Origin of the sequence: Cognatishimia sp. SS12, from assembly GCF_028369055.1 — a bacterium.
Classification (GTDB): domain Bacteria; phylum Pseudomonadota; class Alphaproteobacteria; order Rhodobacterales; family Rhodobacteraceae; genus Cognatishimia.
On the sequence record NZ_JAQNCZ010000005.1, the window covers coordinates 312,556 to 325,597 of the forward strand.

The following is a 13,042-nucleotide window of genomic DNA, read 5'->3' on the forward strand; positions in this document are numbered from 1 at the left end:
ATATGGTGGAATAGGCGGAGTTATCCACAAAATATTGCGGCGCAGCGCGGTGTGACCGGGGCTGGACCCTGCGCGGCATTTTTGGCAGCCTGCGCAGAACTGGAAAGGGACACAGATGTCTAAGATCGCGGTCGAGCCCGCAGATCCGCGTGCGCGCGAAGCGCGGCAGCTTCTGGCGCAGAGCCACAGCCTGATGGCGTCGCTTTATGCGGATGAGGATAATCATGCGCTTGATATTTCTGCGCTCACCGCGCCGGACATCAGATTCCTGGGGGCGACTGCGCAGGGGCATATGATCGGGTGCGCCGCACTGGCGCTGCGCGATGGCTATGGCGAAATCAAATCCCTGTTTGTTGCGCCAGAGGCGCGCGGCACAGGGGCGGCTGCGGCGCTGATGCAGGCCCTAGAAGATATCGCGCTGGCGCAGGGTTTGCCCAAGTTGCGGCTGGAAACCGGCGAGGAGCTGCCCGCCGCGCTGGCGCTATATGAGCGGCGCGGGTTTCGCCGCTGCGGCGCCTTTGGCAGCTATCAGGACAGCCCGGCGTCGGTCTTTATGGAAAAGTCGCTGGTTCAATCGCAGTAGAGGCTGAAGGTTCCGCCCCCCAATGCGTCCGCCACGCAGCTCAGCGCGCTGCTGCGGCCGGGGTCATACTGCGCTGGCCAACTTGCGTCGACACCCGGCGTGCAGATCAATGTCGCGCGCACCACCGCAACATCGCCGCCCAACCGGTCCACGGCGCATCCTGTCACCTGCTCAATCGCAGCCTCGGCCTCGCGGGAAATCACGGCATAGTTTGGCCGCAGCGTCGGGTTGAGGCGGATCGCTTCGGCCTGTGTGCCGTTCTGGCGCACATCAAAGCTGCTGCTGCCAACCGTAAGCCGCGTTGGCTCTGCCCCCCAAAAGGCGCGGCTGGGCGTATCGCAGGCGGCCAGTACGGCTATCATGGCAAAATATCTCCACATGTCGCCAGCTGACCCGAAAATGATTAAGGCCGCGTAAGCGCATGCAAACGCGGCCTGCTAAAATCTCGCGCGCCGAGATCAGAGCGCGGCGCGGATCACCTCGCCCAGACGGCGGATGCCCTCGCGGATCGTTTCCTCATCTGCGCAGGAAAAGCTGAGGCGCAGCGTATTGCCACCGGAGCCATCCGCAAAGAACGCCCGCCCAGGCACAAAGGCCACCTTGGCGGTTTTCAACGCCTGCTCAAGCAGCGCAGCCCCATCCATATGCCCCGGCAGGGTCATCCAGACAAACATGCCGCCTTCGGGTTTTGTCCAACTGACGCCGTCGGGCATGACCTCGTCCAGCGCGTCCAGCATGGCATCGCGGCGAGCGGAATAGGCGGCATGCAACTTTGCGACATGGGCCTCAAACTGGGTCTCGGCCACATGTGTCAGCGCCATCTGGTTGATGGTCGAGCAATGCAGATCGCCGGCCTGTTTGATCAGCACCATCTGGGAAATCACCGGCGCAGCGGCGCAGACCCAACCGATGCGCAGACCCGGCGACAGTGTCTTGGAAAAGCTGCCGCAATAGATGGTGCGGCAAGCGTTGATGTCGCCGGTTTGCGCCGCTTCAAGCGCAAGGATCGGCGGGATCGCCTCGCCATCATAACGCAGCGACTGATAGGCAGCATCCTCGATGATGGCGCAGTTGAGGTCCTGCGCCAGAGCCAGAAGGTTTTCGCGCCCGCGCCGGTCCACGGTTTCGCCGGTCGGGTTGGCGAAATCCGCAGAAAGGTAGGCAAATTTGACGCGCCCGCCCGCCGCTTCGGCGGCAGCGGCATAGTCAGCGGCCGAACGGTTGCCATTGACGCTGATCTGGTCATAGCGTGGCTCATAGGCATTAAACGCCCCAAGCGCGCCCAGATAGGTGGGCCAATTGATCAAGGCGGTATCGTTGGGCGACAACATCAGCTTGCCCAGATAATCCAGCGCCTGCTGTGACCCAGAGGTGATCAGGATGTTATCCAGGGTGCAGGGCACACCCAGCTTTTGCATCTGATCAGCGATCCATTCGCGCAGGGGGCGATAGCCTTCGGAGACCGAATACTGCAATGCGGTGCCTGCGGTCTCTGTGCTGAGGGCCGCCTGATAGCCATCGGCAAACCCCGCAGAAGGAAACAGCGCAGGATCGGGAATACCGCCCGCGAAGGAAATGATGCCAGGCTGCTCCAGCAGCTTGAGAAGCTCGCGAATTTCGGAGGCCTTCATACGCGAAGCGCGGGTGGCAAAGAATGACTGAAAGTCCATCGAATCCCTCATCGATCGTCAAATTTATGAGACAGTAATTCAGACCTATTTCTTGTCAATCAATCTCCCACTTTCGCTGGTCGGCACGCGACGTCACTTAGGTTTTCAGCAGCGGCGCAGGAAAAAGGCAGAAAAAAACCCGGCCTTGGCCGGGTTTCTTTTTTCATAATCTGTGCAAGGCTTAGTGCAGCTTTGCATCCACCTCGGCGATGGAAGCGTCGATCAGCTTGTTGGCGTCCGCTGCGGTCATGCCTTTGGCAATCACCTCTTTGGCAGCACCAATCGCCACAACAACCGCTTCGTCGCGCACGGCTTTCACCGCAGAGGCTTCGGCGGATTTGATCTGCTCTTCCGCTGCGACCAGGCGGCGCGCGATCGAGGATTTCAGATCAGCCTTGGCTTGCTCAGCAGCCGCGGAGGCGTCCGCCTTGGCTTGCTCAACAATACGGTCAGCTTGTTCCTGCACTTCTTTCTGCTTGCGCTCATAGGAGGCCAGAATGGTCTGGGCTTCCTCGCGCAGCGCGCGGGCTTCGTCCAGATCGGACTGGATGCCCTCAGCGCGCTTGTCCAGCATGCCGGTCAACATGGACGGCACTTTGAACTTCAGCAAAACCAGAATGAACAGAATGAACGCCAGCAGCACCACAAAGTCGGTGTTCTTCAGAGAGAAGAACGGACCAGATGCGGCCAGTGCCGGGGTGGCCAGGGTCAGGGCGAGGAGAGTCGTCAATGTGCGCATATCTCTTAGCCTTTCATCCGTGCTTGAACCGCGGCCTTGACGGCGTCGGCATCTGCCTTGCCACCCAGGGCTGTCACGATCTCTTGGGCCGTATCGGTTGCCACCTCGCGGATGCTCTCAAGAGCGCCAGCGCGGATTTCGCCAATCGCCTTTTCAGACTCGGCGGTTTTGGCCGCGATCTCAGCATCTGCTTGCGCAGTGGCTGCATCCAGATCGGCCTGAATTTCAGCCTTGGTTTCAGCAACAATGCGCTGCGCCTCGGTGCGCGCGTTTGCCAATGCGAGGTTATAGGCCTCTTCGGCTTCTGCTGCTTTCGCTTTCAGCTGTTCCGCTGCAGCGATGTCATTTGTAATGGTCCCCTGACGCTCGGCCAGAACCGCGGCGATGCGCGGCAGCGCGATGCGCGACAGGACGAAATAGATCACGACGAGCGTGACCAGAAGCCAGAAAATCTGGTTGCCCCAGTTTGAAAAATCCAGCTGTGGCATACCTGGAGCCGCGGCAGCGTCTGCTGCGTGGCCTGCGGCGGATGTATCAGTCGCCATAACGTCCTCCTGGGAACTTCCGTAGTCTTACGGGTGAGATGCCAAAGGGCAATCCCACCCGCACGTAAGGATGGTTCCGCTGGATTAGACGGCGAACATCAGCAGCAGAGCAACCAGGAACGAGAAGATGCCCAGTGCTTCTGCAAACGCGATACCGATGAACAGGGTCGCGGTTTGGGATGCGGCTGCGGATGGGTTGCGCAGAGCGCCAGCCAGGTAGTTTGCGGCGACGTTGCCAACGCCCAGTGCTGCGAGACCAGTACCCAGACCTGCGAGACCTGCGCCGATGTGTGCGAGTTGACCTTCCATGGTGAATTCTCCTTACGTTGGAAGTTTGGAATAAGTGTGAAACGGTTGACTTTAGGAGGCCGGGCCTGCGCCCGGCGCGCCCTTAGTGTGAGGGGTGCAGCGCATCGCGCAGATACACGCATGTGAGGATCGCAAAGACATAGGCCTGAATGAAGGCCACCAGAACCTCAAGTGCGTAAAGTGCGGTGATGCCCAGGATCGACAGCGGCGTCACGATGGCCCCAACAGCAGTTGGGATCTCGTTGACAACCAGCGCGGCGGCAAAGGCTGCGAAAACTTTGATAACGGCGTGGCCGGCCATCACGTTACCCGCAAGACGGATGGAGTGGCTGACAGGACGCACGAAGTAGGAAATGATCTCGATCACGGCCAGAACCGGGCGCAACGCCAGCGGTGCCGAGGAGACCCAGAAGAGCGCCAGGAACGACGCGCCGTTTTTCACAAAACCAACCACGGTCACGGTGACAAACACCAGCAGCGCCAGCACAACTGTGACAGCAAAATGTGATGTGGTGGTAAACGACATCGGGATCAGGCCAAGGAAGTTGGCGAACACGATGAACATGAACAGCGTCATGATATATGGGAAGAATTTTACAGCATCCTTGCCGGCGACATCTTCGACCATCTTGTAGATAAAGCCATAAGCCAACTCAGCCACAGACTGGGCGCGGCTTGGGACAATGGCGCGGCGCGAAGAGCCAAACACCATCATGGCAACAACACATACAATCGCCAGGGCCATCCAGACGGTGGCGTTGGTGATTGTGAACATGCCAATGGGACCGTCCCCGAAAAAGGACTCCAACTGAAACTGGTCCATCGGGTGGAAGGTCAGACCACCCTCTTCTGCGCCGTGTGCTTCGCTTGCCACGTCTAGTCCCTCTCATCCTTGTCAGCGCCGAGATCGTTTTCGGCCGCCATTTTCTTTTCTTGGATCTCTTTGGCACTCCGGAGCATGACGTTCACCCCGGCCGCGAAACCCAGCAATATAAACAGCACCATGAAGATCGGCGTTGTGCCGAACAGGCTATCCAGCCCAAATCCGATGCCAAACCCGATCAGAAGACCGGTCACAAGCTCAATCACCATGCGCCAGGCCAGCTGCGCCTGCGAGTGGTGTTCTTCCATGTGGGGTTTGGGTGCCTGGACGCCTTTGGCCGCCTCGATCCGCGCCTCAAGCTGCCTTAGCCGCTCTTTGTCATCAGGATCGGTCACGCGCATTTCCACCGGTTGAACTGGGCGGATAGGTACGGGCGTTGGCCCCCTGAGTCAATCAGAGTCTGGCGCGACTTTGACGCACCATTAAGGTGCTGAAAATAAATAGAAAAACAAAAATGGAATGTGACAGAACGCGCGCTGCCACTGGCAGGATTGGCGTGGCGCAGGGGAAAGTTGGTATTCAACTCATCGGTTGAATATCATTCGGCAAGCCCGCCCTGCCGCCGCATGCGCCGAAAAAGGCGCCCATCCACAAAGAGCAAGCCCACGAAAATCACCGCCATGCCGCCCAATTGAATTGGCAACAGGGTTTCATTGAGAACAAGCACCCCAAGCAACACCGATGAGATCGGCGCAATGAAGGTGATGGTGGATGCGGTGGTGCCGCCGACAATTGGGATCAGCCAGAACAGCAGGATGAAGGCCGCCGAGGTCAGCACGAAACCGATCACCACCAGCGCAATCCAGGTTTCAGCCTGGGTGATCACGGGCCAGCCCTCTTGCACAACAGCCATGGGGCACAGCACGATGGCGCTGAACGTCAGCGACCAAGCCGTCAGGCGCACCCGCCCCATGGCGTCGAGCTTGCGCAGTACATTCAACGCCAAAGCATAGCAGATCGGGGCTGATATGGTCAGCAGCAACGCAATCGGATCAGACTCGGCGCGCCCGCCAAAGGAGGGCAGCGCGAGCAGCACAATGCCCAGAAACCCGCAGAGGACACCGATGCTGCGCATGACGGTCATCTTCTCTCCCTTGGGCCAGAAATGGCTGATCAGCACCACCATCACCGGCGTCAAAGCGTTCACAATCCCTGCGGCGGACGAGGTGATATACTGCTGCGTCAATGGGTAGACCGTCAGCGGAATGGCGTATTGAAAGGCCGCAAAAATGATCAGCACGCTGACGCTTGCGCGATCCACCCAGCCGGCGCGCCCGGTTGCAAAGAGCCAAAGCCAACATCCGAGCGCCCCCATGCCAACGCGCCCCGCGCCGACCGACAAGGGGCCAAGTTCGCGAAGCAGGATTTCGTTAAAGAAAAACGACGCCCCCCAGCCCATGGCGAGCACAAAAATACAAAGCCAATACCGCAGTGCCATTGCCAGCCTCACTCGTGATCAGAGGGGCGACTATGCAGACCCGCGCTGGCATGTCCAATTCAATTTGATGATGCCCATCATCATGCTTGCCACTTTCGCAATGTCATGAAGGGCGATAGGATCGCGCCAATGACCGATCTCGATAGCAAATTCGCCGCGCTGGCCGATGGGACACGCCGCCAGATCCTCTCGCTGCTCTTAGAGGATGACATGGCCGTCACCGATGTGGCCGAACCCTTTGACATGTCATTGGCTGCGATTTCCAAACATCTGGCGATCCTGACCCGTGCTGGGCTGATCAGTCAGGAAAAGCGCGGACGGGTGAAATGGTGCAAACTGGAACCGGATGCGCTGCGCGACGCCACGGTCTGGATTCAAGGTTTTGGACAGTTTGAACCTGTCAATCTGGATGCCTTTGAACGGTTCTTGGAAAGTGAGCTGCCCGGCAGTGCGCCGCCAGCAGACGGCGATGCGGCCTGACGCTCAGGACAGCGCTTCCTCTGCCGACCAACCCTGAGCCCGTTCTTTCAGGAAGCTCAAAAATGCCTGCACTTTGACCGTGCGATGCAAATCCACATGTGTGACCAGCCAGACATTGCCATGCCACTCGTCTTGAGGTGGCCAAACCTCTTGCAAGTCCGGCGCGGCCTGCGCGATGCGGCGCGACAGAAAGCCGATGCCTGCCCCTTCGCGCACCGCCAGCTCAAGAGCAACGGTATCAGTGGCGCGAAATGTGATATTCTCGCGCGGCACAACACCCGCGAGCCAGCGAAAGAATGGGGCGCGGCTGTTTTCATTGTCGGGGCCGACAAAATGATGCTGGTCAAAACTTTGCAGACTGTCAGGCACGCCGCGGCGCTCGACATAATCGGTCGAGGCGAATAGGCCGGTTTCCATTGTGACCAGATGCTGCACCACATTGTCAGGTTCCTGCGGCGCGGCACCGGCGCGGATCGCCACATGCGCCTCGCCATATTCCAAGCGGAACACCCGGTCGTCGGTCAGGTACCGGATGATCAAATCAGGATGGCGGGCCTGAAATTCGATCAACACCGGCGTCAGCAGATGGGACATATTGGCCAAAGAGGTGATCACCAGCTCGCCGCTGACATCCGCGCCGCGCCCTTTGATGCGCCCCTCTAGCTGGCTGAACTGATCGTCCGTCGCCTGCCCGACCCGCATCATATCTTCACCCGCCTCGGTCGGAGTATAGCCGCGCGCATGACGCTGAAACAGCTTGACGCCAAGCCGCGCCTCAAGCGCGTCAATGTGACGGATGACCGTGGCGTGATGCACCCCCAGAACCTCAGCCGCCCCGCTGACCGTGCCAAGACGCGCAACCTGAAAGGCCGTGCGCACTTCGTCCCAATTGTTCATGGCCAACCTCACACCCCTTACTGTGCATTTTCAAACATTATCGGTTCATTTTGCGATATTGCGTTTGAATTTGCAAGTGACCAGATTGCAGACAGACATGAAAGGATACACCGATGACCCATACAGTTCTGCATATTGATGCCTCCCCTCGCAGCGTTGACTCCGTCTCGCGGGTACATTCCTCTGCGATCGTGCAAAGCCTTGCGCCAAGCGACGTGCTGCGGCGCGACCTGGCCACGCCGCTGCCGTTCCTGGACGAAACCTGGGTGACGGCGACATTCGTCGCGCCAGAGCAACGCACCGCGACGCAGGCCAAGGCGCTGGAAACCTCCGATGCGTTGGTGCGCGAGGTCCAGGCGGCCGACACAATTGTGATCGGCACACCGCTTTACAATTTCTCGCTGCCTGCGGTGCTGAAGGCATGGATTGACCAGATCGCCCGCGCCGGCGTGACGTTTGCCTATACTGAAAACGGCCCCAAAGGCCTGTTGACAGATAAGAAAGTGATTATCGTCATCGCCAGCGGCGGCGTACCCATCGGCTCTGAGGCAGATTTTGCCTCGCCCTACTTGACATTTGCACTGGGCTTTCTGGGGATCACCGATGTGACAATCCTGGATGCAGAAGCCGCGGCCTCTTTTGCACAGGCGGCCTAATCCAAAATTCAAAGCCGCCGGCGTCAGCTGGCGGCCTTGACCGCTGCCCCACCTTCCTGCGCGAGAGCTTCCGTGGCCATAGGGATGGTGAAGGAAAAGACACTGCCTTCCCCCTCGACGCTGCTGACCGAAATCTCACCGCCGTGAAGTTCGACGATTTTCTTGGAAATCGCCATGCCCAGCCCGGTGCCGCCAGCGCGGCGCGCAGAACTGGAATCGGCCTGCGTGAATTTATCAAACACTGAGGCCAGCAGATGTTGCGGAATACCGCAGCCGGTATCTTTGACGTTGATCCGCAGAAACGCGCCTTCCTCTTCGGTATAGATGTGAATGCCGCCCTCATCAGTGAACTTAATAGCGTTGCCCACGATATTGATCAGAACCTGGCGCAGGCGGACCGTGTCGGCGCGGATCAAATCGGGCGCGGCATCAAAGGTCAGCTCCAGCGATTTACCTTCGGCCTTTTGCGCAAAATCCTCGACCAGATCTTCGATCAGGTCCGCCGCATCAATCGCGGAAAAATCCATATCCATCCGCCCAGCGTCGATCTTGGAGAAATCAAGCACGTCGTTGATCAACGTCAACAGGTGTTTGGCGGAGCGTTCGACTTTGCCGGCCAGCGTCTTGAGCGACAGCAGCAAAGCGTCGACCTCAACCTTGATATCTTCGACCTCTTCGCCGCGCGCTTCCAACGTGCCAAACAGCTTTTTGGAGGCGGGCAACAACTCTGGTTTGCACAGAAACGGCGTGCCGCCCAATACAACAGTCAAAGGCGTGCGCAATTCGTGGCTCATGACGTCAAGGAAATCTGACTTGGCCTGATTGGCGCGCTCGGCCTCTTCGCGGGCATTTTTCAACTCGGTGATATCCACCCGAAAGCCTACGATTCCCCCATCCGGCGTGCGCGCCTCGGAAATTTTCAGCCAGCGCCCGTCATCCAACTGCTGCTCAATCGAGCGATTGGCGCGCTGGTGGTCTTGCAGGCGTTGGGACAAAAACTCCTGCTCGCGCCCGATGGCCTCGGCGTATTGGCCGCGCTCAATACCAACGCGGATGATGTCGGCAAAGCGCGCACCCGGCACCATGAGATCCGCTGAAAGCGTATAAAGTTCTTTGTATTTGTCATTGCAGGTGATCAGGCGATCATCCGCATCATAAAGCGCAAAGCCGTCGTCGATACTGTTGATCGCGTTTTCCAAAATCGCAATCGCACGGGCGCGCTGTTGGATCAAGCGGATCGCCCCGGCCACCAATAGGCTGAGCGCAATGGCAACGCCAAAAAAGGTCAATCGCAATTTCAACAAGAAACCGGGGGTGGTTTGCCATCCGCCATTTGGTACCGCCGCGGCCCACCAGGACCCATAGGGCAGCTTCACCTGACTGGTAATCGGGTCCCCGGCAAAAATGCGCGGCTCACCAATAACCACATCGCCAACCGCGCCAAGCGAATCTTTGCCCCGGATCGCAATCTGGAAATTCGCGTCATACACCCCAGCATGTTCCAACAGGAAATCCAGGTTGATAACAAGCGAAACAATACCCCAGACATCCTCTGCGCCTGTCACAGGGTCTTCGATATGTACGCTTTTGCGCGCAATCAAACCCCGGCCGCCTTGAATGAGGTTCACCGGCCCCGCGACAATGACATCTTCCGCTTCCGCCGCCCGGCGCGCGGCCTCATACTGGGCGGGAAGGTCGCGGTAATTCAGGCCGACAACCGCCTCGTTGCCTTTCAGAGGAAAAACATGGCGCACAACAAGATCGGGCGCGATGGCCACGGCCAGAAATTCTTGTTCACCTGCTTCATGGCTGTGGTCATTCAGGAACTTTTCGGCAATATCCGCAAACCGCTCCGCAGACATATCCGGCTCCAGCGAAGTGAGCGAAGCGATGCTGGTCGCAACGTCAGCGCCATGCGCAATCCCGGCCTCCAATTCCCGTACCAGATGGTCCAGCTCTTGTTGCAAGCGCACACGGGCCAAAGCGTCTTCGTTCTCTAGGCTTTCTTTCTCGTAAAACAGCCAAACACCGAGCGTCAGGGCGCAGGCCACAAAAATAGAAAGCCCGTAAACTCCAAGCCAAAATACCCTGTGGTTTCTGCTGCCCATTCAGTCTTTCCAACTTGGCGCGGTGATGTCGCACCACGCGCGATGCATTTTTTATACTTTTACCGCACGCAAAACGGGCGTTTGTCAACCTTTCGGGGAACTCACTAGGGTGCAGCAGCGCTCTGCGGGTGCCTCTGTAAAGGCGATCGCAGCGGTTTCTTTGGCGCAAAAATCAACGCGACAAACTTGACTCTGGCCTTCAGGCGCTGTAACCGCTGCCCAATTCCGGGAGTCCAATAGCTTCCGGTCCCTTGGCCACAGGCCGGGATCGCCCCCCGTCAGCGAGTTTCGCCCACGGGGGCTGTTCTGCGTTTGGGTCGCACTTGTGCGGATCATGCCTATCTATGGTCCATATGGAAACGGACAAAGTAGGAGCCGAAAGCGATGTTTGAAAATCTGAGCGAACGCCTTTCCGGTGTCTTTGACCGGCTGACCAAACAGGGTGCGCTGTCTGAGGATGATGTGAAAACCGCGCTGCGCGAAGTGCGTGTTGCCCTGCTTGAGGCGGACGTCTCGCTGCCGGTTGCGCGTGATTTCGTCAAAGCCGTTCAGGACAAGGCGACCGGTCAATCCGTCACCAAATCGGTCACACCGGGCCAGCAGGTCGTTAAGATCGTGCATGACGAGCTGCAGCATGTGCTGGCCGGCGACGAAGACACCCCCGGCGCGCTGAAAATCGACAATGCGCCCGCCCCGATCCTGATGGTCGGCTTGCAGGGCTCTGGTAAGACCACCACCACCGGTAAGCTGGCCAAGCGCCTGAAAGAGAAAGACGGCAAGCGCGTCCTGATGGCCTCGCTTGATATCTATCGCCCGGCCGCGATGCAGCAGTTGGAAATTCTGGGCGCGCAGATCGGCGTGGATACCCTGCCCATCGTGGCCGGTGAAACCGCGGTGCAGATCGCCAAGCGCGCCAAACAACAAGCCACTTTGGGTGGCTATGACGTCTACATGCTGGATACGGCGGGCCGCCTGCAGATCGACCAGACTCTGATGCAAGAGGTCGAGGATGTGCGCGACGCGGTCAACCCGCGCGAAACCTTGCTTGTGGTTGATGGTCTGACCGGTCAGGTCGCCGTCGAAGTCGCCGAAGAGTTTGACGGCAAGATCGGCATTTCCGGCGTTGTGCTGACCCGGATGGACGGTGATGGCCGTGGCGGTGCGGCCCTGTCGATGCGGGCTGTGACCGGCAAACCGATTAAATTCGTCGGTCTTGGCGAAAAGATGGACGCGCTGGAAACCTTTGAACCCGACCGGATTGCTGGCCGTATTCTGGGTATGGGCGACATTGTTGCGCTGGTTGAAAAAGCACAGGAAACCATCGAGGCTGAGCAAGCCGAACGCATGATGAAGCGCTTCCAAAAGGGCCGCTTCAACATGAATGACCTGAAAATGCAGCTTGAGCAAATGATCAAGATGGGCGGCATGGAAGGCGTGATGGGCATGATGCCCGGCATGGCCAAGATGAAAAACCAAGCCGCCGCCGCTGGCATGGACGACAAAGTCCTGAAGCAGCAGATCGCGCTGATTCAGTCGATGACCAAGAAAGAACGCGCCAACCCACAGATCCTGCAAGCCAGTCGCAAAAAACGGATTGCCAAAGGCGCAGGCATGGAAGTGTCTGACCTGAACAAGCTGCTGAAAATGCAGCGCCAGATGGCCGACATGATGAAGAAGATGGGCAAAATGGGCAAAGGCGGCATGCTGAAACAAGCCATGAAAGGCATGTTCGGCAAGGGCGGCATGCCCGATATGCCCGCCGGCATGGACCCAAGCCAAATGGACCCCAAAGCGCTGGAAGCCGCCGCCAAGCAATTGGGCGGCAAAGGTATGGCTGGATTGCCTGGTCTTGGCGGCGGTGGCCTGCCCCCCGGCCTTTCTGGCTTTGGAAAGAAAAAATAAGTGACCGACGCGCCGATCATAACGACGGATCGCTTGATCCTGCGCATGCCTGCGGCGCGCGACCTTGAGGCTGTGGTCGCGTTCTTTCAGTCTGAACGCGCGGAATACATTGGCGGGCCTTACTCGTTGGGGCAGGCATGGCGTCAGTTCGCGGCCGAAGTCGGCCATTGGGATCTGCTGGGCTACGGCATGTGGGCCGTGACCACCAAGGACAATGACAGCATTATCGGCCTGATTGGCCCTTGGACACCCGCCGATTGGCCGGAAACTGAAATTGGTTGGTTCATGCTCGGCGGGCACGAAGGCAAGGGCTATGCTTTTGAAGCCGCGCAGGCCGCCCTGCGTCACGCCTTTGAAGTGCTCGATTGGGACACCGCCGTGAGTTACATCGACCATGGCAATGCGCGTTCCATCGCGCTGGCGGAACGTCTGGGTGCGGTGGTTGATCCCAATGCAGCCCAACCCAAACCAGACGCCCCTTGCCTTGTTTATCGCCACACCAACCCAGCTGAGGCCACATTATGACCGACGCCATCAACCGCGCAGCCGAGCTGCTGAAAGAGCATCGCGAAAGCATCGATCGTTTGGATGCCATCCTGGTCTATACGCTGGGGGAACGTTTCAAACACACGCAGGCGGTTGGCCGGCTGAAAGCAGACCATGATTTGCCGCCCTCTGACCCGGCCCGCGAGGCCAAACAGATTGCACGCCTAGAAGATCTGGCAAACCGGGCCCACCTGGACCCCGATTTTGCCAAGGCTTTTCTGAATTTCATCATTCAGGAAGTCATCCGACATCACAAGAAACACCAGGAATAACAGGGGCCTTCCCT

General features: G+C 58.7%; 16 protein-coding genes. 6 read left to right on the forward strand and 10 right to left on the reverse strand.

Annotated features, from left to right (window positions below):
* Positions 1-115 precede the first annotated feature (115 nt).
* The gene (locus N6L24_RS13235; RefSeq protein ID WP_271845156.1) at positions 116-583 is read left to right on the forward strand and encodes a GNAT family N-acetyltransferase; all 468 of its coding nucleotides are present in this window, start codon (positions 116-118) and stop codon (positions 581-583) included.
* Here N6L24_RS13235 and N6L24_RS13240 read toward each other — a convergent pair.
* From N6L24_RS13240 to N6L24_RS13275, 8 genes are all read right to left on the reverse strand, one after another.
* Positions 571-945 (reverse strand): hypothetical protein, encoded by a 375-nt coding sequence (locus N6L24_RS13240; RefSeq protein WP_271845157.1) that lies wholly within the window; start codon positions 943-945, stop codon positions 571-573. The genes N6L24_RS13235 and N6L24_RS13240 overlap by 13 nt on opposite strands.
* Positions 946-1,041: 96 nt before the next feature.
* On the reverse strand, positions 1,042-2,253 hold the full coding sequence (locus N6L24_RS13245) for an aminotransferase-like domain-containing protein (protein WP_271845158.1): 1,212 nt from the start codon (positions 2,251-2,253) through the stop codon (positions 1,042-1,044).
* Positions 2,254-2,434: 181 nt separating this feature from the next.
* Positions 2,435-2,992 (reverse strand): F0F1 ATP synthase subunit B, encoded by a 558-nt coding sequence (locus N6L24_RS13250; RefSeq protein ID WP_271845159.1) that lies wholly within the window; start codon positions 2,990-2,992, stop codon positions 2,435-2,437.
* Between the two features lie 5 nt (positions 2,993-2,997).
* Complete coding sequence (locus tag N6L24_RS13255; RefSeq protein ID WP_271845160.1) at positions 2,998-3,537, reverse strand: F0F1 ATP synthase subunit B'; 540 nt, start codon at positions 3,535-3,537, stop codon at positions 2,998-3,000.
* Between the two features lie 84 nt (positions 3,538-3,621).
* The gene (locus N6L24_RS13260) at positions 3,622-3,846 is read right to left on the reverse strand and encodes a F0F1 ATP synthase subunit C (protein WP_271845161.1); all 225 of its coding nucleotides are present in this window, start codon (positions 3,844-3,846) and stop codon (positions 3,622-3,624) included.
* A gap of 82 nt (positions 3,847-3,928) precedes the next feature.
* Positions 3,929-4,720: a F0F1 ATP synthase subunit A gene (locus N6L24_RS13265; protein WP_271845162.1), complete on the reverse strand. Its 792-nt coding sequence runs from the start codon at positions 4,718-4,720 to the stop codon at positions 3,929-3,931.
* A 2-nt stretch (positions 4,721-4,722) separates the two neighbouring features.
* Positions 4,723-5,064 carry an AtpZ/AtpI family protein gene (locus N6L24_RS13270; protein ID WP_271845163.1) on the reverse strand — a complete coding sequence of 114 codons (342 nt, stop codon included), beginning with the start codon at positions 5,062-5,064 and terminating at the stop codon, positions 4,723-4,725.
* Between the two features lie 203 nt (positions 5,065-5,267).
* Positions 5,268-6,167, reverse strand: coding sequence for a DMT family transporter (locus tag N6L24_RS13275; RefSeq protein ID WP_271845164.1), 900 nt, complete (start codon positions 6,165-6,167; stop codon positions 5,268-5,270).
* A gap of 129 nt (positions 6,168-6,296) precedes the next feature.
* Between N6L24_RS13275 and N6L24_RS13280 the strand changes: the two genes are divergently transcribed.
* Positions 6,297-6,647: an ArsR/SmtB family transcription factor gene (locus tag N6L24_RS13280; protein ID WP_271845165.1), complete on the forward strand. Its 351-nt coding sequence runs from the start codon at positions 6,297-6,299 to the stop codon at positions 6,645-6,647.
* A 3-nt stretch (positions 6,648-6,650) separates the two neighbouring features.
* Here the strand turns inward: N6L24_RS13280 and N6L24_RS13285 are convergent, their stop codons facing one another.
* On the reverse strand, positions 6,651-7,544 hold the full coding sequence (locus N6L24_RS13285) for a LysR family transcriptional regulator (RefSeq protein ID WP_271845166.1): 894 nt from the start codon (positions 7,542-7,544) through the stop codon (positions 6,651-6,653).
* A gap of 113 nt (positions 7,545-7,657) precedes the next feature.
* Between N6L24_RS13285 and N6L24_RS13290 the strand changes: the two genes are divergently transcribed.
* Positions 7,658-8,200 (forward strand): FMN-dependent NADH-azoreductase, encoded by a 543-nt coding sequence (locus N6L24_RS13290; protein WP_271845167.1) that lies wholly within the window; start codon positions 7,658-7,660, stop codon positions 8,198-8,200.
* Positions 8,201-8,223: 23 nt separating this feature from the next.
* Here the strand turns inward: N6L24_RS13290 and N6L24_RS13295 are convergent, their stop codons facing one another.
* On the reverse strand, positions 8,224-10,308 hold the full coding sequence (locus N6L24_RS13295; RefSeq protein ID WP_271845168.1) for an ATP-binding protein: 2,085 nt from the start codon (positions 10,306-10,308) through the stop codon (positions 8,224-8,226).
* A 384-nt stretch (positions 10,309-10,692) separates the two neighbouring features.
* Here N6L24_RS13295 and ffh point away from each other — a divergent pair, with 384 nt between their 5' ends.
* From ffh to N6L24_RS13310, 3 genes are read left to right on the forward strand one after another with little or no spacing between them, the layout of a single operon-like run.
* A complete protein-coding gene (gene ffh, locus N6L24_RS13300) occupies positions 10,693-12,210 on the forward strand; it encodes a signal recognition particle protein (protein WP_271845169.1) in 1,518 nt (505 codons plus the stop codon).
* Entirely contained in the window at positions 12,211-12,735 is a 525-nt protein-coding gene (locus N6L24_RS13305) for a GNAT family N-acetyltransferase (RefSeq protein ID WP_271845170.1), read from the forward strand.
* Positions 12,732-13,028, forward strand: coding sequence for a chorismate mutase (locus N6L24_RS13310; protein ID WP_271845171.1), 297 nt, complete (start codon positions 12,732-12,734; stop codon positions 13,026-13,028). The genes N6L24_RS13305 and N6L24_RS13310 overlap by 4 nt, the downstream gene beginning before the upstream one ends.
* Positions 13,029-13,042: the final 14 nt, after the last annotated feature.

Coding starts and splice junctions, on each gene's coding strand:
- N6L24_RS13235 (WP_271845156.1), top strand. CDS start 116: ATGTCTAAGATCGCGGTCGAGCCCGCAGATCCGCGTGCGCGCGAAGCG.
- N6L24_RS13240 (WP_271845157.1), bottom strand. CDS start 945: ATGATAGCCGTACTGGCCGCCTGCGATACGCCCAGCCGCGCCTTTTGG.
- N6L24_RS13245 (WP_271845158.1), bottom strand. CDS start 2,253: ATGGACTTTCAGTCATTCTTTGCCACCCGCGCTTCGCGTATGAAGGCC.
- N6L24_RS13250 (WP_271845159.1), bottom strand. CDS start 2,992: ATGCGCACATTGACGACTCTCCTCGCCCTGACCCTGGCCACCCCGGCA.
- N6L24_RS13255 (WP_271845160.1), bottom strand. CDS start 3,537: ATGGCGACTGATACATCCGCCGCAGGCCACGCAGCAGACGCTGCCGCG.
- N6L24_RS13260 (WP_271845161.1), bottom strand. CDS start 3,846: ATGGAAGGTCAACTCGCACACATCGGCGCAGGTCTCGCAGGTCTGGGT.
- N6L24_RS13275 (WP_271845164.1), bottom strand. CDS start 6,167: ATGGCACTGCGGTATTGGCTTTGTATTTTTGTGCTCGCCATGGGCTGG.
- N6L24_RS13280 (WP_271845165.1), top strand. CDS start 6,297: ATGACCGATCTCGATAGCAAATTCGCCGCGCTGGCCGATGGGACACGC.
- N6L24_RS13285 (WP_271845166.1), bottom strand. CDS start 7,544: ATGAACAATTGGGACGAAGTGCGCACGGCCTTTCAGGTTGCGCGTCTT.
- N6L24_RS13290 (WP_271845167.1), top strand. CDS start 7,658: ATGACCCATACAGTTCTGCATATTGATGCCTCCCCTCGCAGCGTTGAC.
- N6L24_RS13295 (WP_271845168.1), bottom strand. CDS start 10,308: ATGGGCAGCAGAAACCACAGGGTATTTTGGCTTGGAGTTTACGGGCTT.
- ffh (WP_271845169.1), top strand. CDS start 10,693: ATGTTTGAAAATCTGAGCGAACGCCTTTCCGGTGTCTTTGACCGGCTG.
- N6L24_RS13310 (WP_271845171.1), top strand. CDS start 12,732: ATGACCGACGCCATCAACCGCGCAGCCGAGCTGCTGAAAGAGCATCGC.